The organism is Helicobacter burdigaliensis (assembly GCF_003670295.1).
Taxonomy (GTDB): domain Bacteria; phylum Campylobacterota; class Campylobacteria; order Campylobacterales; family Helicobacteraceae; genus Helicobacter_D; species Helicobacter_D burdigaliensis.
This window is the reverse complement of the sequence record NZ_QXJG01000021.1, coordinates 1-20,385: the sequence shown is the minus strand read 5'-3', so window position 1 is coordinate 20,385 and position 20,385 is coordinate 1. Positions and strand designations below refer to the sequence as shown.

19 protein-coding genes and 1 pseudogene are annotated in these 20,385 nt (G+C 31.7%); 14 read left to right on the top strand and 6 right to left on the bottom strand.

Annotated features, from left to right (window positions below; genetic code table 11):
* The first annotated feature begins 339 nt into the window (after positions 1-339).
* The 6 genes from EBF09_RS07430 to EBF09_RS07405 are packed head-to-tail and all read left to right on the top strand — an operon-like array spanning position 340 to position 5,310.
* On the top strand, positions 340-813 hold the full coding sequence (locus tag EBF09_RS07430) for an RNA pyrophosphohydrolase (protein WP_121764486.1): 474 nt from the start codon (positions 340-342) through the stop codon (positions 811-813).
* Positions 813-2,018, top strand: a complete 1,206-nt coding sequence (locus EBF09_RS07425; protein WP_121764485.1) for an aspartate kinase — start codon at positions 813-815, stop codon at positions 2,016-2,018. Before EBF09_RS07430 ends, EBF09_RS07425 begins: the two co-directional genes overlap by 1 nt.
* Positions 2,019-2,564, top strand: a complete 546-nt coding sequence (locus EBF09_RS07420) for a HobA family DNA replication regulator (RefSeq protein ID WP_121764484.1) — start codon at positions 2,019-2,021, stop codon at positions 2,562-2,564. It abuts the gene before it with no gap.
* A complete protein-coding gene (locus EBF09_RS07415) occupies positions 2,564-3,202 on the top strand; it encodes a DNA polymerase III subunit delta' (RefSeq protein WP_121764483.1) in 639 nt (212 codons plus the stop codon). Before EBF09_RS07420 ends, EBF09_RS07415 begins: the two co-directional genes overlap by 1 nt.
* Positions 3,203-4,327: a dihydropteroate synthase gene (gene folP, locus EBF09_RS07410; protein ID WP_121764482.1), complete on the top strand. Its 1,125-nt coding sequence runs from the start codon at positions 3,203-3,205 to the stop codon at positions 4,325-4,327.
* The gene (locus EBF09_RS07405; RefSeq protein WP_121764481.1) at positions 4,324-5,310 is read left to right on the top strand and encodes a hypothetical protein; all 987 of its coding nucleotides are present in this window, start codon (positions 4,324-4,326) and stop codon (positions 5,308-5,310) included. Before folP ends, EBF09_RS07405 begins: the two co-directional genes overlap by 4 nt.
* A 280-nt stretch (positions 5,311-5,590) precedes the next feature.
* On the opposite strand, the gene pgp3 is transcribed toward EBF09_RS07405, so the two are convergent.
* On the bottom strand, positions 5,591-6,394 hold the full coding sequence (pgp3, locus tag EBF09_RS07400; protein ID WP_121764480.1) for a peptidoglycan metallopeptidase Pgp3: 804 nt from the start codon (positions 6,392-6,394) through the stop codon (positions 5,591-5,593).
* A gap of 232 nt (positions 6,395-6,626) precedes the next feature.
* Here pgp3 and grpE point away from each other — a divergent pair, with 232 nt between their 5' ends.
* Positions 6,627-7,190: a nucleotide exchange factor GrpE gene (grpE, locus tag EBF09_RS07395; RefSeq protein ID WP_121764479.1), complete on the top strand. Its 564-nt coding sequence runs from the start codon at positions 6,627-6,629 to the stop codon at positions 7,188-7,190.
* Between the two features lie 32 nt (positions 7,191-7,222).
* A complete protein-coding gene (gene dnaK, locus EBF09_RS07390; protein ID WP_121764478.1) occupies positions 7,223-9,106 on the top strand; it encodes a molecular chaperone DnaK in 1,884 nt (627 codons plus the stop codon).
* Between the two features lie 64 nt (positions 9,107-9,170).
* Here dnaK and trmA read toward each other — a convergent pair whose 3' ends face one another.
* The 3 genes from trmA to EBF09_RS07375 form a co-directional block, all read right to left on the bottom strand.
* On the bottom strand, positions 9,171-10,280 hold the full coding sequence (trmA, locus tag EBF09_RS07385; RefSeq protein ID WP_121764477.1) for a tRNA (uridine(54)-C5)-methyltransferase TrmA: 1,110 nt from the start codon (positions 10,278-10,280) through the stop codon (positions 9,171-9,173).
* Positions 10,277-11,035 carry a flagellar type III secretion system pore protein FliP gene (gene fliP, locus EBF09_RS07380; protein WP_121764476.1) on the bottom strand — a complete coding sequence of 253 codons (759 nt, stop codon included), beginning with the start codon at positions 11,033-11,035 and terminating at the stop codon, positions 10,277-10,279. Before fliP ends, trmA begins: the two co-directional genes overlap by 4 nt.
* Before the next feature lie 154 nt (positions 11,036-11,189).
* Positions 11,190-12,227: a hypothetical protein gene (locus EBF09_RS07375; RefSeq protein ID WP_121764475.1), complete on the bottom strand. Its 1,038-nt coding sequence runs from the start codon at positions 12,225-12,227 to the stop codon at positions 11,190-11,192.
* A gap of 280 nt (positions 12,228-12,507) precedes the next feature.
* Here EBF09_RS07375 and EBF09_RS07365 point away from each other — a divergent pair, with 280 nt between their 5' ends.
* Both EBF09_RS07365 and EBF09_RS07360 read left to right on the top strand, forming a co-directional pair.
* Positions 12,508-13,938 (top strand): catalase, encoded by a 1,431-nt coding sequence (locus tag EBF09_RS07365; protein WP_121764473.1) that lies wholly within the window; start codon positions 12,508-12,510, stop codon positions 13,936-13,938.
* Positions 13,939-14,069: 131 nt separating this feature from the next.
* Complete coding sequence (locus EBF09_RS07360) at positions 14,070-14,522, top strand: ankyrin repeat domain-containing protein (RefSeq protein ID WP_121764472.1); 453 nt, start codon at positions 14,070-14,072, stop codon at positions 14,520-14,522.
* A gap of 412 nt (positions 14,523-14,934) precedes the next feature.
* Here EBF09_RS07360 and EBF09_RS09235 read toward each other — a convergent pair whose 3' ends face one another.
* Together EBF09_RS09235 and EBF09_RS07350 are read right to left on the bottom strand one after the other, a co-directional pair.
* Positions 14,935-15,876 carry a hypothetical protein gene (locus EBF09_RS09235; RefSeq protein ID WP_198672564.1) on the bottom strand — a complete coding sequence of 314 codons (942 nt, stop codon included), beginning with the start codon at positions 15,874-15,876 and terminating at the stop codon, positions 14,935-14,937.
* Entirely contained in the window at positions 15,869-16,543 is a 675-nt protein-coding gene (locus tag EBF09_RS07350; protein ID WP_121764471.1) for a LexA family transcriptional regulator, read from the bottom strand. Before EBF09_RS07350 ends, EBF09_RS09235 begins: the two co-directional genes overlap by 8 nt.
* A gap of 151 nt (positions 16,544-16,694) precedes the next feature.
* On the opposite strand from EBF09_RS07350, the gene EBF09_RS07345 reads away from it, so the two are divergent.
* From EBF09_RS07345 to EBF09_RS07330, 4 genes and pseudogenes are all read left to right on the top strand, one after another.
* Positions 16,695-16,895, top strand: a complete 201-nt coding sequence (locus tag EBF09_RS07345) for a hypothetical protein (protein WP_121764470.1) — start codon at positions 16,695-16,697, stop codon at positions 16,893-16,895.
* A complete protein-coding gene (locus EBF09_RS07340; RefSeq protein WP_121764469.1) occupies positions 16,895-18,958 on the top strand; it encodes a DDE-type integrase/transposase/recombinase in 2,064 nt (687 codons plus the stop codon). The genes EBF09_RS07345 and EBF09_RS07340 overlap by 1 nt, the downstream gene beginning before the upstream one ends.
* Before the next feature lie 84 nt (positions 18,959-19,042).
* A pseudogene (locus tag EBF09_RS07335) lies at positions 19,043-19,965 on the top strand (AAA family ATPase).
* 2 nt (positions 19,966-19,967) lie between these two features.
* Positions 19,968-20,159 (top strand): sigma factor-like helix-turn-helix DNA-binding protein, encoded by a 192-nt coding sequence (locus EBF09_RS07330; RefSeq protein ID WP_121764468.1) that lies wholly within the window; start codon positions 19,968-19,970, stop codon positions 20,157-20,159.
* Positions 20,160-20,385 lie beyond the last annotated feature (226 nt).

Below are 20,385 nucleotides of genomic sequence, written 5' to 3'. Positions count from 1 at the left end.
TTTGCTTAAAATTATCTCATTCTATCAAAATAGAACTTAAGCTATGGCAACTTAATTATAAAATATTGTAAAAAGAAAGTAAATGTAAGCTAATAACTCTTATTATCTTAAAGAGTTAATCTAAAAGTATAAAAATTTTATTTATCTATAAAAAAATACCGAGTATTAGGTAAGATATATTGATTTTTAAAAAAAGATGGTTATAATTTTACTTTAAATAAAGAAGCTTATTTTTGTAAAAAGTAAGAATTGAGCTAGAATTTTAAAAAACTTACTAATTTATTAGATATTTATAGTGTTGCTAGAGATTAAAAGTAAGTTTTAATAGGAGTTTATGAAGTGAGAAAGGAAGCTAAGACTTATCGCCCAAATGTTGCAGCTGTGATACTCTCTTCTAAATATCCCCTAAATTGTGAATTGTTTATTGCAAGTAGATCTGATATTAAAAATGCTTGGCAGTTTCCTCAAGGTGGAATTGATAAGAGTGAAACTCCAAAAGAAGCTTTATTTAGGGAATTAAAAGAAGAAATTGGAACAGATAATGTAGATATTATTGCAGAATATCCTGAATGGATTAGTTATGATTTTCCGCCCTCTGTGGTTAAAAAGATGTATCCTTATGATGGGCAAATACAAAAATACTTTCTTGTAAGATTGAAAGAAAATAGCAAGATTAATATTAAGACGGAGGAGCCAGAATTTGATGCATATAAATTTGTAGAAGCAGATAAAGTGTTTGAGTATATTACTTATTTTAAGCGTCCTGTTTATAGGCAGGTTTTAGAATATTTTAAGAAAAAGGGGTATTTATAATGTTGGTGGTTCAAAAATATGGTGGAACAAGCGTTGGGGATTGTGAACGCATTTTAAATGTGGCAAAACGCGTCAGTGAAACTAAACAAAAAGGACATGGAGTTGTTGTTGTAGTTTCAGCTATGAGTGGAGAAACAGATAAGCTTTTAGGATATACAAAGTTTTTTTCGCGTCTTCCGAATTTAAGAGAGAGTGATATGGTTTTAAGTGCAGGTGAGAGGGTAACAAGTGCACTTTTAGCGATTGCTTTGGAAGAATTAGGATTTAAAGCAATTTCGCTTAGTGGAAGAGCAGCAGGAATTATTACAGATGATTCTCATACAAAAGCAAGAATCGAATATATTGATGTTGCGCGTCTTAATGCACTTTTGGCAAAAGACTATATTGTCGTAGTTGCAGGATTTCAAGGTGTGACAAAAGAGGGCGAAGTTACTACTCTAGGAAGAGGTGGGAGCGATCTTTCAGCTGTGGCACTAGCTGGAGCTTTGGGAGCAGATTTGTGTGAGATATATACAGATGTTGATGGGGTTTATACCACAGATCCACGTATAGAGCCTAATGCTAAAAAAATAGATAAAATTAGCTATGATGAAATGCTAGAACTTGCATCAATGGGAGCTAAAGTATTGCTTAATCGCTCTGTTGAAATGGCAAAGAAGTTAAATGTAAATTTAGTAACAAGAAATAGTTTTAATTATAATGAAGGAACATTAATTACAAAGGAGCAAGAAATTATGGAACACCCTATTGTTAGCGGAATCGCACTAGATAAAAATCAAGCAAGAGTAAGTATTTGTAATGTAGAAGATAGGCCTGGAATTGCAGCAGAGATTTTTGGGGCTTTGAGTGAGGCAAATGTAAATGTAGATATGATTGTGCAAACTATTGGTAGAGATGGTAAGACAGATTTGGATTTTACCATTCCAGAAGTGGAATTAGAAAATGCAAAACGCGTGTTGAAAAGTTTTGAAGGCAGTGTAGAATCTATTGATTATGATAAAGATATTGCAAAAGTATCTATCGTGGGAGTAGGAATGAAATCTCATAGTGGCGTGGCTTCTAAAGCTTTTAGAGCATTAGCAGAAGATAATATTAACATTATGATGATTAGCACAAGCGAGATTAAAATTTCTATGATTATCCGCTTAAAATACGCAGAACTTGCTATTAGAACATTGCATAGTGTTTATGAGCTTGATAAATAAATGTTGAATCTAACAGATTGGAGCACTAAAAATATCCGCCAAGATGAAAGCCACCCCACTTGGCTAGAAGAGCGTAAATATGAATGGATACCCTTGTTAAAAAGTGTAATGTATAGGCTTTTTGCAGGGGAAGCTTTGATTTTGGTAACCGATAGAGAAAGGGATTGGTTTGCAAATTATGTAGCGCATTCTATCAATAAAACAAGTGCGCGTCCTTATTTGCCGATTTTAAGCATTAATGCGCTTTTTCCGCAAATTGATAAAGCAAAAGAAGAGGAATTAGAGATTGCTTTAATTAATGATTATTTGGATAATCTTTTTACTAAGCGATGTTTTTTTTGGTATGTTGGGAAAAATAATTCAGCAAGAGCTAAACTTGCTTTAAGCCGTGAGGGTGGTTTTTTATGGATATTTGATGAAGAAATGCAAAATAGCTTTACTCTGCAATCTAGTGATAATTTAGTAGATATTAAACTTATGCAGCTTTATCGTATTTTTAATCATACACTAGAAGCAATGCTTTTAGGAAAGGTTAGTTTGGATTAATGGAGGTAAATAAGCTTTTAGAAGAAAATAAAATAGGTGTGATTTTGCTTGTAAATAATCCAATAGAAGAAGCTATGGAATATCATAAAAAGTTAGGAGAGCAAAAGAGCAAATTATTTTGTGCAAATGATTTTAGTATTGATTTAGCACGCAGTGTGATTGAAGAGGGATATATCGCAAGTAATGGCACTAAAATTATTTTAATTGCAGCTGAATCTTTTAATATTGCAGCACAAAATGCACTTTTAAAGATTTTAGAAGAGCCACCTAGCGGTGTTAAGTTTGTTTTGATTGCTAGGCTTAAATCCTCCCTTTTGCCCACTATTAAATCGCGTCTTATTTTATTAAACCATACACAAAAAAAACGACTTCCTGCTTTTCCTTTGGATATAGCTAACCTTAATTTATCTTCTGTTTATGAATTTTTAAAAGAAGTTTCTAAAAATCCTAATGAATACAATCTAAAAGAGCTTATTCAAAGTCTTTATATGGAGAGCTTAGGCTTACCATTAAAGCAAGAAGAGCTAGAGTATTTTGATAGGGCGATTACTTGGAGTATGCAATATGAAAGGGCACATTATGTGCTTGGTGTGCTTTTGCTTATGCTTCTTAGGGTAAAAAATGCAAAAAGGTTTTAGATGTTTTTAAAAAAGCTAAGCGATGCCAAAGTTGAATTAAAAAATTTAGGTTGTGATAAGTTAGGTTATGAGATTTTAAAAAATAAAGAAGAGATTCATAGCTTTTATATTTATGATTTAAAAGCACCCGCAGCAAATATTTTAAAGCAAGAGGCTTTAGCGAGTGGTGCTGATTTTGCACTTCCAAAAGATGCTATTTTGTATCAAAAAGAGAAGTATGATGGGATCTTAATGCTAAGCATTGCACAATCTAAAGCACTCATTAAAAAGCTATCTATGCAACCTTTTGGTTTAAAAGAATTAGCACAAGAATTAAAAAAGCATTTGCAAACTCCAAAAAATAAAATAAGGTTTATGGGGATTATTAATGCAACTCCTGATAGTTTTTATGCGAGTTCAAGAAAAAGTGAGAATGAAGCTTGTAAAAAAATTGAGGAGCTAATAGAGCAGGGAGCGGATATTATTGATATTGGAGGGGCTTCAAGTAGGCCTGGGAGTGCTTGGGTAGATAAAAATGAAGAATTAAAGCGTATTAAGCCTCTAGCAGATTTTATAAAATTGCATTCATTGTATAAAAGAGTGGATTTTAGTATAGATACTTATGAGCCAAAAGTTGCTCAAATTTGTTTAGAAAGTGGATTTAAAATTGTAAATGATATTACAGGCTTTACAAAACCAAAAATGTTAGAAGCTATTAGAGGTTATGAGTGTGAATGTGTGGTAATGCATATGCAAGGAGAGCCACGCAGTATGCAAGAAAATCCAAATTATGTGAATCTTTTTTTAGAAATTGAAAATTTTTTTAAAAGGCAAATAGAAGCTTTGCAAAATAATGGCAATTCGCAGATTATTTTAGATGTTGGTATAGGCTTTGGTAAAACTTTAGAGCATAATTGTGAGCTTATTAAACATTTAGGGCATTTTTTACATTTGGGTTATCCTTTGTTGGTGGGTGCAAGCAGGAAGTCTATGATTGATGCAATTTATCCAAGCTGTGCAGAAGAAAGACTAGCAGGAACATTAGCTATTCATTTAGAAGCGATTAGAAAGGGTGCAAGCATTATAAGAGTGCATGATTTAAAAGAGCATATACAAGCTTATAGGGTTTGGGAGGCGCTTCAATGAGGGATAGGCGTGAGTTAATTTGGCAGTTAAAAAAGCATGGCTTAGATCTTTCAAAGCTTGAAGTAATGCCTACAAATGAGCTTATAGAGCTTTTTAAACAAGAGAGCAAAAAAAAACTTTTAGAGCATTTAGAATATGTCAAAAATAAGCAAAAAGAAGTCGCACTAGAAGAGATAGAGGATAATCAGTCTTTAAAAAAACTCTCGCAAATCAAGCAGTTGCTTATGCAAGAAGAATTAGATTTTATTAAGCTTTATGAAGTTATTGAAGAGTTTTTAGAAGATTATACACTTAATGAAGCTACGGATTTGATTTTAACGCAAACAAGCGATAGGCGTTATAAACAAGTTACGCAAATAGTGGAGCTTTGTTTTAGGTGCTATCAAGAAAAGTTGTTGAGTAAGATTGAGGAGCTATGTGCTTCTTATCCAGCAGAAGAGTTAAGTGAGCAGATGAAATTTTATAGTAAAAAGCGTGAGCATATTGCTTTTTTAAGGGAAGCGATTGCTAGTCTGGAAGCAAAAGGAGCTAAAGAAAAGCTTAGCAATATGGCACAATATAAATTTGAAATTTTAAGGGATTATTATCCTGATTTTCTTTATGAGAATTATGAGAATTTTTATGAGGACGCAAATAAAAAAGAAAAAGTAATTGAAAATATTTTAAAGCTTACAAACGCTTATAAAAGAAAAGTATTAAAAAATAAACGTCTTAAAACTTTGGAGCAAATTGAAAGGGTGTTGATTAATGATCGCAATAAAGAAAAAGAAGAAAAGATATTGATTAAACAATTTACAAAGCGTTTTGCTGAAGTGATTGCTATTGAAGATGAAATAGCTTTTGGACTTATCATAAAGGAAGCTTTAGAGGTTTTAGATGAAAGAGATGTGAGAAAAATCATTAACAACTTTGATTTGGGTAGTAATCCTATGATGATTCAGCAACTTAATAACGCTTTAAGAGGGAATAAGTCTGTAAGGTAAAGAGGTTTGTAGTAATTTAAATTTAGCTATTTTAGTTTTATAAATAAGAAATAAAACTACTAAAGAGAGTGGTTTTATTAAATAACCAAAAAAGCCCAGCTCCCACTAAAGAGAACTGAGCTTTTTACTCACGACATAGGTTTTCAACCTTTTTGCACCATTGAGCCACAATGGATAAGGGCATTATAGTATAAAATTTTAAAAAGGTAAAATTGTAAAATTTAGACACTTTTAGGAATGTAGATAAATATATTTAAAACTAAAAATTTGCATTAAAACGCTAGTTAAATAAAGCATTGATTTTATGGATAAAGTTTAAAGGATCTACTTGCACCCCATTTACCATTATTCCAAAATGTAAATGCGGTCCGCTTACTCTTCCGCTATTTCCACTAAGTGCAATTAAATCGCCTTGTTTGATTTTATCTCCGACTTTTACTTTTAATGCACTACAATGATAATACATACTATAAATCCCCTCTCCATGATCTATTACTACTGAATCCCCTGCTAAAAATCTATTTTTAGCAATTACAACTACTCCATCATTAATAGCCTTAATAGGAGTGCCAATTTTAGCTCTAAAGTCTGTTCCGCTATGGTAGCTTTTGATTGCACCATTAAAGATTCTAGCATTTCCAAAAGAGCTTGTGATTTTGCTCTCCATAGGCAAAGAAAAGGGCTCATTCCAAAATCGTTCTTTGGTGTAGATGTTATAAATTTTTAATGCCTCCTCTCTTTCTTTGATGATTCTTTGTGAGTTTTGTTTGTTGGGTTTTGCTTTTTCTTTAGAAACTTGAATTTGTTCTTTTTTATAGTTACCCGCAACAATCTCAAGGCTTTCTTTATTGCTAAGGTTTATAATTTGTGGTTTTTGGTAATAGTTGATGCCTAAGAGTGCTATTTTTAGATTCTTATCTTTTGGGTGGCTTATCCACTGAATTTGCCTTTTGTTAAAAGTTATGGGTTTTGGGGATTTATTTGCAGTGATTAAGATGTGTGTAGTGCCATTTGCAACTTTAGGAATATTGGAATTAGCAAATATAATGCTAGAAATCAATAAAAGAAAAGTAAGAAATTTCATAAAAAACCTTTTTGGAGAATCTTTATAAAGGGTAACAAAATTTTGCTTAAAACTCTAAAAATGGGCTTTTAAATTGATAATTAAATTTATTTTCTAAAGAAAGTTAAATTTTTTTATTGATTAAACTTGACAATATTAGACTAAAGTTATATAATTTTACTTGAATTTTTAGAGAAAACTGGCTAAAATTCCTCAAATATAAATTTAAATCAATTTAAGGAGTGGAAGAGAAATGCAAGAACAAGAAAAAGCAAATCTAGACACACAAGAAGAAAGCCAAGAAATAAAAGAGGCTAATGAGGTGCTAGAAGAGCAAAATGATACTAAAGAAGCATTAGAAGCAAAAATTAAAGAATTAGAAGAAAAATATTTAAGAACTTATGCAGATTTTGAAAACACTAAAAAAAGGCTAATAAGAGAAAAAGATCAAAGCTTAGAGTATGCTTATGAGAAGTTTGCTAAAGATTTGCTTACTAGCATCGATACTTTAGAAATGGCATTAAAAAGTATCAAAGAAGCCAAAGAGGCGAATGAAGCAAACGAAGCAAGTGAGATTTTAGGCAAAATCCAAGAGGGCATTTCACTGACTTTAGACAATCTCTTAAAAGCTTTAGCAAAAAATGGTGTAGAGCCTATTAGTGTTGAAGGTGGGTTTGATCCAAACTTCCATGATGCGATTATGCAAGTGCCAAGTGAAGCACATGAAGATGGGCAGATTGTGGCAGAATTGCAAAAGGGCTATAAATATAAAGAGAGAGTTTTGCGACCCTCAATGGTTAGCATTGCAAAAAACTAAACATAAACTAAACTTAAAAGAAAGGATAAAATATGGGAAAAGTATTAGGAATCGACTTAGGAACAACAAATTCAGCGATGGCTGTATTTGAAGGAAACGAAGGAAAAATTATTGCAAATAAAGAAGGTAAAAACACTACTCCATCAGTAGTTGCTTTTACTGATAAAGGCGAGATTTTAGTAGGGGATCCAGCTAAAAGACAGGCAATCACAAATCCAGAAAAGACAATTTATTCTATTAAAAGAATTATGGGTTTAATGAGTAATGAAGAAAAGGCAGAAGAAGCCAAAAAAAGACTTCCTTATAAGATTGTAGATAGAAATGGTGCTTGTGCGATTGAGATTGCAGGGAAGGTTTATACCCCACAAGAAATTTCAGCAAAGATTCTAATGAAGCTAAAAGAGGATGCAGAAAGCTATCTAGGAGAAGAGGTTACAGAAGCGGTTATCACTGTTCCAGCGTATTTTAACGACGCACAAAGAAAGGCTACAAAAGAAGCAGGAACTATTGCAGGGCTTAATGTATTAAGAATCATTAATGAGCCTACAAGTGCGGCATTAGCTTATGGACTAGATAAAAAACAAGCAGAGAAAATTGTCGTTTATGACCTTGGTGGTGGGACATTTGACGTTACTGTGCTAGAAACTGGTGATAATGTTGTAGAAGTTTTAGCTACAGGTGGAGATGCGTTCTTGGGTGGAGATGATTTTGATAATGCGATTATTGATTATCTTGCAAAAAGCTTTGAAGATTCAAATGGTATCAATCTAAAAAATGATGTTATGGCACTTCAAAGATTAAAAGAAGCAGCAGAAAATGCTAAAAAAGAGCTAAGTAGTGCTGCAGAAACTGAAGTAAATCTACCATTCATCACAGCAGATGCAAGTGGTCCAAAGCACTTAGTAGAGAAAATTAGCAGAGCAAAATTTGAAGGATTGATTGAAAAATACATTGATCAAACCATTGATAAAATCGATAGCGTTATTAAAGATGCAGATTTAAGTAAGAGTGATATTGCAGAAGTTGTGATGGTGGGTGGTTCTACTCGTATCCCAAAAGTTCAAGAGAGAGTAAAAGACTTTATCGGCAAAGAGCTTAATAAATCTGTTAATCCCGATGAGGTTGTAGCAATCGGTGCTGCTATTCAAGGTGGTGTATTAAAAGGTGATGTAAAAGATGTGCTTTTATTAGATGTTACCCCATTATCTTTAGGGATTGAAACTCTAGGTGGAGTGATGACTAAGATTATTGAGAGAGGCACTACAATTCCCGTTAAGAAAAACCAAGTATTCTCCACTGCAGAGGATAATCAACCAGCAGTTACGATTCAAGTTCTTCAAGGAGAAAGAGAACTTGCAAGAGATAATAAAGTGCTAGGTAATTTTGAACTAAGTGGAATCCCAGCTGCTCCAAGAGGTGTGCCACAAATTGAAGTAACCTTTGATATTGACGCAAATGGAATCTTAACTGTTAGTGCAAAGGATAAGGCAACAGGCAAGGCTCAGGAGATTAAAATCACAGGTTCAAGCGGACTATCTGATTCAGAGATTGAGAAAATGGTAAAAGATGCTGATTTACACAAAGAAGAAGATAAAAAGAAAAAAGAAATCATTGAAGTTAGAAATCAAGCAGATAGCCTAGTGTATCAAAGCCAAAAGAGCTTAAATGAGATGAAAGATAAAATTGATGCAAGCGAGGCAGAAAAGATTCAAAATGCTATCAACGCACTTCAAGAAACTTTGAAGAATGAAAATGCTTCTAAAGAAGAAATTGAAGCAAAAGTAAAAGAGCTAACAGAAGCAAGCCATAAACTAGCAGAAGCTATGTATAAAAATAATGAGCAAGGTGCAAATAATGGTGCAAATGCTCAAAATAACAAAAAAGATGATGATGTAATTGATGCTGAAGTAGAATAAGTTAGTAGCCTTTGGGCTACTAAACTCTAAATTTATTAAATTAAAATCTCTTTTAAACTTCTTTTTAAATCTTATGTAAAATTACACCGCTTTCAATATGGTTTGTGTTTGGAAACTGATCAAAAAAGGCAAATTTATGGATTTTATGAGTTTTTTGTAAAATTTCTAAATCTTCTTTTAAGCTTGCAACATTGCAAGAAATATAAATGATTTTTTTAAACTGCGATAAAAATTCACAAACTTTAGAGCCTAAACCCGCTCGTGGCGGATCTACTAAAACACTTTGGAAATTAAAATCATCTAAGCAGATTCCTTTTAGGCGTTTAAATTCTCTTAGTCTTTTTATAGCCTCTATGCATTCATCGCCACTTAAACGCACAAAACGAATATTAGAAACTTTATTTGCTTCTGTGGCAAATTTAGCAGCTTGAATAGAGGCTTTAGAGATTTCTGTGGCAAGAACTTGGGAGAATTTTTGTGAGAGTGGGATAGTGAAATTACCACAACCACAATACATTTCAAGTAAATCTCCCTTGCTTTTTTCTATATTGTTTAAAATCCATTCAATCATTTTTTCATTGATTTTAGGATTGGGCTGTGTGAAAGCCCCCTCATCATAGCGATAAAAATATTCTTTGCCTAGAATTTCTAATTTTTCTATTACGAAATCTTGCTCTAATGCTAGTTTTACACCCCTAGAGCGTCCTATAATATGAAAAGTAAAAGGAAGTAAGCTTGAGAGTGTATTTTTTAAGGCTAGGGCTTTGTTTTTCCATTCTTCTTTTAAAGGTTTATGGTAGATAAAGGTAAGGAGAATCTCCTTGTTTTGTGTAGCTAGGGCTTCTAGTGCAAAAAGTTTAAAAGAAAAATCCCTCCATTCTTTTTGGTTTAAGACAAATAGGAGCTTAGGTAAGGTTTCTTGGATAGAGGGTAATAAATTAATGCAATTTTCAATTTTAATGAAGTCTTTATTACTTCTCATTGTATAGTGTAAATTTTCTAAACTATCATGAAAAATCCCAAGCTCACATCTAGCCCTAAAACTCCTACTTTCAAGGCTAAAAACTTCAAAATCTTGAATTTTTAAAAGCTCACTTGCATTTTTGATTTTAATTTCTAGGCTAGATTGTGGAGAACAACCCCCACAGATTCCATAATACTGACATTCTTTCACTTAAAGCTACTCACTAGATTTAAAGTTAAAAGATTAAAGCCATCTACAAGCACAAATATAAGTATTTTAAAAGGCAACGAAATCATAGTAGGAGGTAGCATCATCATACCCATAGCCATTAAAATAGAGCTTATTACCATATCAATTACTAAAAAAGGTAAATACAATAAAAAGCCTATTTGGAATGCAGTTTTCATCTCACTAATGATAAAAGCAGGTAAAACAATAGTAAGTGGCACATCATTAATCGTTTGTGGATTTTCTAAACCTCTAATGCGATAAAAAAGTGCTAGATCCTTTGGGCGTGTGTTTCTAATCATAAAATCTTTAAAGGGTTTAGCGGTGCGTAAAAATGCTTCATCATAGGGAATCTCTTTAGCGATGTAGGGTTTAATACCTTTTTCATAGCCTTCTTTAGCGACAGGCTCCATAATAAACATAGTTAAAATCAAAGCAAAAGAAACTAAAAGTTGTGTAGGTGGGGATTGTTGTGTTCCCATTGCGGTGCGTAAAAAGGAAAAAACAATTAAGATTCTAGCAAAGCTTGTTGCCATTAAGATTAAAGAGGGAGCTAAAACAAGCAGGGTTAAAACTACGACAATATTAAGTGTAGTTACTAAATCTCCAGGTTCTGTTGGAGCGCTTAGGGTTAAATCAACCGTTGGAATTGTAGGGCTTTGTGGTAGCTCTGGAGGTGCAGAAAATGCAAAAAGAGAGCATAAAACAATCAAAAAAGCAAATCTAGCACACCTCATTTTTATCCTTATGAATACAAAAAATTAAAGCGAATTTTATCTAAAAATATTTTAAGAATATATTAAGTTTTGATTTGTAGAGATGGATTCAAGTGAGAAAACAAAATATTCAAAAGTTAATTTAAAATTTAAATGAATGAAAAATTTAGGATATTTAATCTTTTTTAGAGATCCAATCTAGGCTAAGAAGATAGATACCGCTAGAAAAAATAAGAAAATATCCTAATAAAACTTGCAAAAAGATTTCAGATTTGCTTAGTGTAAATCCTATTCCTATGAAGATTAGAGTTAAAATTAAAGATAATAATGAGATAAAATAGGGTTTTAAAGACTTTTTTAGAGATTTAGCATGTAAAAGATGAGGGGAGGCTGGATTTTGATGCAAGCTTTGTGGGTTATTGTTTTTAGGGGTAAGCAATCTTTTAAATTTTAAAATTCCTAAAGATAAAAACATAATTCCAATCAATAAAAATGCTAATTCACTTACAAAAGGAATGTATCTATTATTTTGGAGTGGATTGTAGGGATTTTCTTTTGTATCCTCTTTAATGTAGCTAAAGGCTTTTTTAAAGTAGTTGTAACTTGTAGAAAGTAAGAGTTCTTTATTTTTATCTAAAAGTGTATTTGCTTCATAATTGATTTGTTCTTCTAAAGGGGGAAGGGCATCTTGCTTGTAAAAAAGTAGAGTGCTAAGATAAGCTTGCAAGTATTCAATTTGTGGAGTTTCTATATATACCCCTTTAGCAAAAATATTAAGAGCATTTAAAAAGTAAGTTTGTCTAAAATTTTCTTTAGAAATAAGGGCTTTTGCTAGTTCATCTAATCCTTTGAAAAATTGTTCCCACATTTTGGCATTTTTGGTTTTGAAATGGAATTCTTTAGGAAGAGTTATGGGGCGCAAAAAGACCATAATCTTAAAGTTATATTGAATATAGGATTTTAAAGAAAAAGCTTCTTTTTGTCCTAAAGTTTCACTCATATAAAACGCATAAGCAATATTTAAAAGTTCTAAATGTTGATTTAATTCATTAAAAAAGGGTTTAAGTTCTTGATGATCATTTTTGGGAAAATTTTTATGGACTTCTTGAATGATTAAAACGAGAGCTTTTTTAGTGTCAATATCCTCTTTTTTACAGCCTAAAAGTAAAAAAATGACAAGGAATAAAAGAAAAGTTTTAAAAAATATTTTCAAACAAACTCCTAAAATTTGTTACGATATTATACATAAAATTTTACAAATCATCTCCACTATTCTAATGGAAATTTGTATAAAATATTTAAAATTTTTACAAAGAGAAACCATTAAAAAGCCTTACAAAGTATGCTTTTTATATAATTAATCATAAATAAGTGTTATAATTGTAAGGATAGCAATTTATCATATTTAGAAAATATATATTAAAAAATAATAATTTTCTTTTAATAAAAATATGCTACAATACTTCAAATAATTTCAACAAAAAGGATACAAAATGAGTTCTAAATTTACAACCGCACAAGGTGCACCTATTTATGATAACCAAAATTCAATCACAGCTTCTAAAAGAGGTCCTACACTTTTGCAAGATACTTGGCTTTTAGAAAAACTAGCACATTTTGATAGAGAGAGAATCCCAGAGCGTGTAGTGCATGCAAAAGGAAGTGCAGCTTATGGGACTTTAACCATTACAAATGACATCACAAAATACACAAAAGCAAATATTTTTTCACAAGTAGGTAAAAAGACAGAAGCATTTGTGAGATTTTCAACCGTAGCGGGTGAGAGAGGTGCAGCAGATGCTGAACGCGATGTGAGAGGATTTGCAGTGAAATTCTATACAGAAGAAGGGAATTGGGATATCGTAGGTAACAATACTCCTGTGTTTTTTATCCGTGATGCGATTAAATTTCCTGATTTTATCCACACACAAAAAAGAGATCCTAAAACTAATTTAAGAAGTGCCACTGCTGCATGGGATTTTTGGAGTTTGCATCCTGAATCACTCCATCAAGTAACGATTTTAATGAGTGATAGGGGAATCCCAAGAAGTTATCGTGAAATGCATGGATTTGGTAGTCATACCTTTAGCTTTATTAATGCAAAAAATGAGCGTTTTTGGGTGAAATTTCACTTTAAAACTATGCAAGGAATCCATAACCTAACCAATAAAGAAGCAGAGGAAATCATCGCAAAAGATAGAGAAAGCCATCAAAGGGATTTATATGAAAATATAGAAAAAGGTAATTTTCCAAAATGGAGATTTTGTGTGCAGATTATGAGCGAAGAAGAAGCTAAAACTTATAAAATTAATCCCTTTGATTTGACTAAAACTTGGAGTCATAAGGATTATCCGCTGATTGAAGTTGGGATTTTAGAGCTTAATAGAAATCCGCAAAATTATTTTGCAGAAGTAGAGCAAGCAGCATTTAATCCTGCAAATGTGGTGCCTGGAGTTAGCTTTAGCCCTGATAAAATGCTTCAAGGAAGACTTTTTAGCTATGGAGATACACAACGCTATCGCTTAGGGGTTAATCATTATCAGCTTCCTGTAAATTCACCTAAAGCTTCAAAAGCAAACAATACTCACCGCGATGGCTATATGCAACAAGGTTTTTATAATGATGCTAGAAATTATGAGCCAAGTATTTTTGAAGATTATAGGGAAGATAAAAATGCAGGAGAACCACCTCTTTATTTAGAAGAAGCTATTGTAGATAGATTTAATCATAGAGAAGATACAGATTATTATTCTCAAGTTGGAGAGCTTTATCGCCTTATGAGCAAAGAGCAAAGAGAAGTGCTTTGTCAAAATATCAAAGAAGCAATGGAAGGAGTGCCAACTGACATCAAAAAACGCCAAATAGAGCATTTTAAAAAGGCAGATAGTGAGTATGGTAAAAGGGTAGAAGAGCTAGTTTTATAAGAAAAATTGTTAAGCCTCATTAAATATGAGGCGACAATTTAAAAATCTATAAAAGTTCAATTTTGTATTGCATTTTTATAGATTCTTAATTCTATTTTTAGAATATTTTTTATTTTTAAGAAAGGAATAAAATGGATTTAAGCCCACAAGATAAAGAAAGATTAGAAGAGTTGTGTGCAATGAGTTTTGATTTTGCTAGGCAAAATGATGTAGAATCACTAGAAATTTTACTTAAAAATGGAATGAATCCAAATTTAGCAAATCATAAAGGTGATACACTTATAATGCTTGCAAGTTATTATAATGCGTTGGAGGCTGTAAGACTTCTTATCTCCTATGGAGCAGATGTGGATAAAGTAAATGATAAAAATCTTACTCCACTTGCTGGGGTGTGTTTTAAAGGCTATATTGCAGTGGCAAGTGAGCTTTTAAAAGCAGGTGCGAATCCTGATAAAGTTAATGCAGCAGGACTTAGCCCCTATGATTTTGCGATACTTTTTAGGAGAAAAGAGATTGTTAAACTAATAGGTAAATACTCCAAAAAGAAAATAGGGTTATTTAAAAAAATGTGGCTTTTATGGTAAAAAGAAGCAAAATATAGTAAATATATCTTAATCGTAAAATTTCTTGAAAGGCACTAGGAGGGTTTTAGGTTTTAATAAAAGCTAGTTTTTATGCCAAAATATGATTTTTTATTTTCTTGTAAGATTTTTTTGGGGTTGTATTTTGTTGGGTAAATAAAACTTGATAAAGGTAGAAAAAATTTTTATATTTATTTTTGGTTTTTAGGTATGGGAATATGTCGGCGGAAAGATAAATTTTCCATTTAGAAAAATAAAATTTCCATAAAAATGGAAAATTTATCTTTCTTTATACCTTAAACTTAAACATTTTTTCTTGACAATTGTCGGCGGAAAAATAAAATGATACTTTTTGGTTACATTTTATCTTTCTTCAAACTTTAAACTTAAATATTTTTATCAATAAAAAATGTGCCTACCTATTACCATAATCCTTAAGAACACTTTCCATGTCCAAATAGTGATTTATTATGTATTTAGGAATGTTAAAATCATAATCAGGATGAGGCTTTAAATCAAAACGATCAAAATGCTTACAATTTTTATAGTAATCTCTTTGCTTAAAAAAGCGAGGCTCTATTATTCTTACCGATGAAATATCTCCATAATAATTTGGAGGATAATACATATCCAAACACTCATCATTTTCAAAGAAATAAGTATTGTCTAAAGCTTCACTTAAATCATCTCCTCTATTACTTGATGATACAAGGAAATAACTACCTTGTGGCATTTTATCCAAAAAGAAATCTTTGTAATAACGATAAGCTTTATAGCTTAATTTATTCTTTATTTCAACAGGTGTTGAAAATTCATATAAATATCTTTTTCTGGATCGTATGTCTTTTTTAAGCTCTTCTGGAAGCGCACTCTGCCATTTTAAGCCCTTAAACATTTGTTTATAAACCTCTGTTAATAGCCCAATATCATTACAACCTTTAACTGAATAAGCTAGTATTTTTTCATATTTATTAAGTTTTAAAAAAACTTCCCAAGTCACTGGAAAACATTGATATAGAAATTCTTTTCTGACAAGCTCTTCCCTTATCATATTAGGATCTTGAATTAATCCAAAATGGGTAGTAAAATTAATTTCAATTTCCTCATCTTCTGGCATTTGTATTGCAAAATTACCTTTATTGGTTTTATTTTCTTTCTCCTTTTTTCGTTCTTGATTTATTTTTTGCATATCTTTTTTAACCTGCTCCCATAAATCAACACTGGTTTTTTTCTCTTTATTTTCTACTTTTGGCTTATATCTCTCTTTTTGTGCCAACTCCTTCTCTTTTTTACTAAGAAAGCGAGCTCCTACAAAACAAACAATAGCAATTAAAAATATAATAACAAGACTACTCATATCGAACAATCGCATTCTCAAAAGTTGTTACTGACATCGATTTGCATACAACGCCAATAATTTGTGCATTCTGAAATTGTTCTATGGTTACAATGATGTCTTTATAGTAAGAATTTAAAGAGCTTAAAACAATTTCATCAACAAAAGGCTGTTTTAAAAGTTTTTTGCAATAAATTTCGCCTTCAAGATTTATAACAACAATATCCCCATTTCTAATCAATTCTAGCCTATTTTTACTAATATCTACCGCAATAATATCTCCATTGTGAATAAAAGGTTCCATACTATCACCCACAACCTTGATAATATCAAGTTGCACTTTTGGTGGCAATCTCAATGCTTCTAAGGCAAATTTTTTGCTTATTGTAATTTCTGTATAAGATAATTCTGTATTGATAGCTCCATATCCAGCAGCAGCTTCAACATTTGTATAATACCTTAATCGCATTTCATCATTATTGGCTTTCATTTTATCAAAAAAAAGTTCGTCAAGTGAAATGTTGCTTGTTTCTGAAATGTGCACCAAAAGTTCATAAGGAATCGTGTTTCTACTCCTCCAAGTGCTTAATGTATTTGGTTTAATATCGTAATTAACGCAAAATTCCTTATCATTGCTAATATTCAATTTTTCAAATAATTCTTCCAAAATTCTTTTTGAGCTTTTCATTAAACCCCCTTAAAATATTTTCACATTTTGCGATAAAAATATTGACTTAATTCGCATTTTGTCATATAATTACTTTAACTTTTTTATAAATAGTATTCTAACAAAAAGAATACTAACTATTTATAAAAAAATTAAAGTAATAAGGAAAAAGATGTTAAAGCAGTATTTTAAAAATCACAGCATTAACCTTAGAGCTTTTGCTAAACAGCACAATCTACACTATATTACACTATTTAAAGTAGTCAATGGAGAACTAACAGGAGAGCGTAAAACTAAAGGTAACACCAAAGCAATTTTTGAAAAGCTTTTGGAACTTAATATTATCAATGAACTTCCAAAGGGCTTAAAATAATGTATTACCTAGATACCAAAAGTGCTTCTATTATCTTTAATGTTAGTGAAGGTGCGTTGCGTCTTTGTGCTACAAGGAATTCTAAAAAATATGAATGGATTAAAATTGACAATGAAAAAGGTGGCAGAGGTGGCAAAAAACTTCTTTTTAAAGTAAGCAAAGAACAAATTTTAACCGCCTTTAATCAAGGTTTAATCGACGATAACATAACTATTATTGACCAAAATTCGCAAAATGTGAAATTAGAAGAAATCAATAAAGACAATAACTCCATTTTAAATGAAGATTTAGATTTAACAGAGAAAAAAGAAGAAAAAAGTCCCAGTTTATCTCTTTTAAATCTAAACTTTGAAAATCTGCCCATAAAAGCCAAAGAAAAGGCTAGAGAAAAACTGAAAGCTTTAAAGCAAATAGAAAAGTATATTGAGGGTGGTATCACACTTAAACGAGCTCTGATTTTATGCGGAGTAGAATGGAGAAATTACTCTAATTGGCGTGCTGATTACAACCAACATGGCATTCTAGGACTTATAGATACTCGCGGAATGTATAGAAAGGATTCTACCAAGCTTAAAAGTTGGATGCAAGAGTTTGCCCTAAGTGCTTATAGAACTTTTGGAGCTGGAGATTTTAACTATACAGAGCTTTGGTGGAGAATTCATAAAGAGGCTAGTAAAAAAGAAAATTATGATTTTATAGGCTTTGATTTAGGAGAAGTAAAGCCCCTTTTTAGTGTAAAAACCTTGCAAAACTTTATAACAAATTATTTTAAAGATAAGCCACTAGAGCATTGCATTATTACTAAAGGATTAGATAAGGCTAAAAGCTATTTTCTCCCCTCTCAAGGAAATCAAAGAGAGATTTTTGCTTCCAAAAATGAATGTTGGCAGATTGATAGCTCTCCTGCTGATTTTATCGTGCGTGATGATATTACTAAAGAGCCTTTTCGCCCTCATATTTTAAGCATTGTAGATGTGTATAGTGGCAGAGGAGTAGCCTCTTTAGCACCTAAGTCTAATTCTCTTTCTTTAATGCGACTTTTATGGAATGCAATTTCTACTTTAGGAAAGCCCAAAATGATTAAAGGGGATAATGGTAGAGATTATCTATCTAAAAACTTTCAAGATTTATTAGATGGTTTAGGTATAACTTATGATGCCTCTATTGCCTATGCAGGAGAAGAAAAGGCACTAGTGGAGAGAAGATTTGGCACACTCCAACACGCAGGACTTTCACAAATGCATGGTGCTATTGGCAAAAATTTAAGCGAAAGAGAGCTAATCGAGCAAAGAACTCCTAAAAAAGAAAGAAGCGCTAAAGATAAATATGGCTTTGCTAAAAAGACAAACCAAGAACACTTGCATCTCTTTAGTGAGGCACAAAAACTTTTAGAATCTGAAGTGTATAAATGGAATAGCTCTAAAGTTAGAAGAAAGAAAGGCGTAAAAACTCCTAGTGAATTATGGAATGAATGCCCTAATCCTATCATAAAAATAGAATATGAAGAGTTTTTATTCCATGCAGGTGCTAAAGAATTAAGAATTGTTGGTAAAAAAGGCATTAATTTTAATGGCAGCATTTACAAATCTGAATTTATGCCAAGCGTTAAAACAAAAGTCAAATGTGTGCAAAACATTGATAATGCAAAAGAACTCTTTGTCTATGATTTGCAAGGTAATTTCATATGCTTAGCACTAGATGAAAGTATTGCTGAACTTAGCGCTGAAAGCCTAAAAAATCTCAAAAAAGCATTTAAAGAAGATATGAACTCTATTTCCAAAATGCTTAAAAAAGAAGAACTAAGCACCTTTACTAAGCTAAATATCAAAGAAGATTTAGAACTTGCAAAAATAGCATTTAATAAATCTCTAAAAGAAGAAAACACACAAGAACTCACACAAAAATCCCTAGCTAAAGAAAAGCTTGATAAACAAAAAGAAATAGAAAGTATTAAAAATGCCCCTATTGATTTAGAAAGTTTAGCCATTTACAAAGAAGAAAGTGAAGAGAAAGAAGAGGAATTTAGCATGGAGGATTTTATCAATAGAAAATTTGTAGGTTAGTGGTTAAAAGCTGTTTAAAGCTTGATTGATACGAGCTTTAAAGAGTTTTTAAAAAAGAACTCTAAATTAAAACAAGGAGTTAAAATGGAATTAGTTGAACTTACTAAAAAGTTTTTAAACACACAAAATATCTCCCAAAATAATTTAGCAGATCGCTTAGGGATTAATAAAAGCTATATGGTGGGATATATGAAAGAAGGAAGTGGCTATAAATACGCTTCAAAAGTAGAACCTTTGCTTGAAAAATACATTAAAAGCTTTGTAGAAGAAAAAAGCATAAAAGAACTTCAAACTCCTTTTATTATCACTAAAGATGCAAAAGCGATTAATGTTACTATTGAAAATGCTATGAGTAATCGTGAAATGGGAGTAATCATCGGCGAAGCAGGAACTGGAAAAAGCAGAGCCATTAAAGAATATGCTACTAAAAATGGCACAAGAGTGGTGCTTTTTGAAGCAACAACAGAAACTAGCAAAAAAATGCTTTTAGTGGGGCTTGAAAATAAACTAAATATTTGTTTTAAAGGTTCTTTGGATGATAAAATCAGAGGCATTGCAAGTGAGTTAGCAAGAACTTCAAAGGTTTTAATCATAGATGAAAGCGAACATTTACCATTTAGAGCATTAGAGTGCTTAAGACGCATTTATGATTTTTCAAACACTGCTTTAATTTTGGTGGGAACTAAAAAGCTTAAAAACAATCTTACAGGTATTGGCAGAAACGATTACAACGAGTATGGACAATTAAGCTCTAGAATTGGTGCAAAATGGGAGCTAAAAGGACTTTGTTATCAAAACAAAGAGGGCTTAAAGGATGAAGATTAAAAACGCTTTGTAAGCACTTTGGCATAGAAGATAAAAAGGCTATTGATTTAGTTTTTAACCTAGCTCGTGGCAACTTTAGAAAAAGCGAGAAGCTTTTAAAAAGAGCTAAAGATTTTGCAGATGGGAGCAAGGTTGAATTAAGACATATAGAAGCAGCGGCTTCCTTTTTAATGTTGGGATAAAAATGAGCTTTGAAGAGATTGGGAAAGCACTAAATATTAGCCCAAGCAGAGCTTATGAAATCTATTCTAATGCTCTAAGAAAACTCCGCCACCCAAAAAATATAAAAAAGTGGCAGAGGATTCTAGAAGACTTAGCAGAGATTAAAAAGCTACAAGAAAAAGATAGCAATACAGAGCGTGGAGAAAAACTCTAATAAAAGCTATTTTGTGTTTTTAAAATAGCTTTTATGAGGGTTTAAACTCTCAAAATTTATACAAGGAGTAAAGAATGATTTTAAACACACATTTTTATCGTGGCTTTAGAGGTTTAAATTATGCCCCTACACATTATTATGTGCGTTATGTTACAACCAAGAAATCAATTAGAAAGAGCAGCATTTTATTTTTATCTTATTCAAAATTCTTTTGGGGCAAAGAAAG

What these genes read in the sequence shown, in the direction of transcription:
- EBF09_RS07425 (WP_121764485.1), top strand. Translation starts at nt 813, where the DNA reads ATGTTGGTGGTTCAAAAATATGGTGGAACAAGCGTTGGGGATTGTGAA.
- EBF09_RS07420 (WP_121764484.1), top strand. Translation starts at nt 2,019, where the DNA reads ATGTTGAATCTAACAGATTGGAGCACTAAAAATATCCGCCAAGATGAA.
- EBF09_RS07415 (WP_121764483.1), top strand. Translation starts at nt 2,564, where the DNA reads ATGGAGGTAAATAAGCTTTTAGAAGAAAATAAAATAGGTGTGATTTTG.
- folP (WP_121764482.1), top strand. Translation starts at nt 3,203, where the DNA reads ATGTTTTTAAAAAAGCTAAGCGATGCCAAAGTTGAATTAAAAAATTTA.
- EBF09_RS07405 (WP_121764481.1), top strand. Translation starts at nt 4,324, where the DNA reads ATGAGGGATAGGCGTGAGTTAATTTGGCAGTTAAAAAAGCATGGCTTA.
- pgp3 (WP_121764480.1), bottom strand. Translation starts at nt 6,394, where the DNA reads ATGAAATTTCTTACTTTTCTTTTATTGATTTCTAGCATTATATTTGCT.
- grpE (WP_121764479.1), top strand. Translation starts at nt 6,627, where the DNA reads ATGCAAGAACAAGAAAAAGCAAATCTAGACACACAAGAAGAAAGCCAA.
- dnaK (WP_121764478.1), top strand. Translation starts at nt 7,223, where the DNA reads ATGGGAAAAGTATTAGGAATCGACTTAGGAACAACAAATTCAGCGATG.
- fliP (WP_121764476.1), bottom strand. Translation starts at nt 11,035, where the DNA reads ATGAGGTGTGCTAGATTTGCTTTTTTGATTGTTTTATGCTCTCTTTTT.
- EBF09_RS07365 (WP_121764473.1), top strand. Translation starts at nt 12,508, where the DNA reads ATGAGTTCTAAATTTACAACCGCACAAGGTGCACCTATTTATGATAAC.
- EBF09_RS07360 (WP_121764472.1), top strand. Translation starts at nt 14,070, where the DNA reads ATGGATTTAAGCCCACAAGATAAAGAAAGATTAGAAGAGTTGTGTGCA.
- EBF09_RS09235 (WP_198672564.1), bottom strand. Translation starts at nt 15,876, where the DNA reads ATGAGTAGTCTTGTTATTATATTTTTAATTGCTATTGTTTGTTTTGTA.
- EBF09_RS07350 (WP_121764471.1), bottom strand. Translation starts at nt 16,543, where the DNA reads ATGAAAAGCTCAAAAAGAATTTTGGAAGAATTATTTGAAAAATTGAAT.
- EBF09_RS07345 (WP_121764470.1), top strand. Translation starts at nt 16,695, where the DNA reads ATGTTAAAGCAGTATTTTAAAAATCACAGCATTAACCTTAGAGCTTTT.
- EBF09_RS07340 (WP_121764469.1), top strand. Translation starts at nt 16,895, where the DNA reads ATGTATTACCTAGATACCAAAAGTGCTTCTATTATCTTTAATGTTAGT.
- EBF09_RS07330 (WP_121764468.1), top strand. Translation starts at nt 19,968, where the DNA reads ATGAGCTTTGAAGAGATTGGGAAAGCACTAAATATTAGCCCAAGCAGA.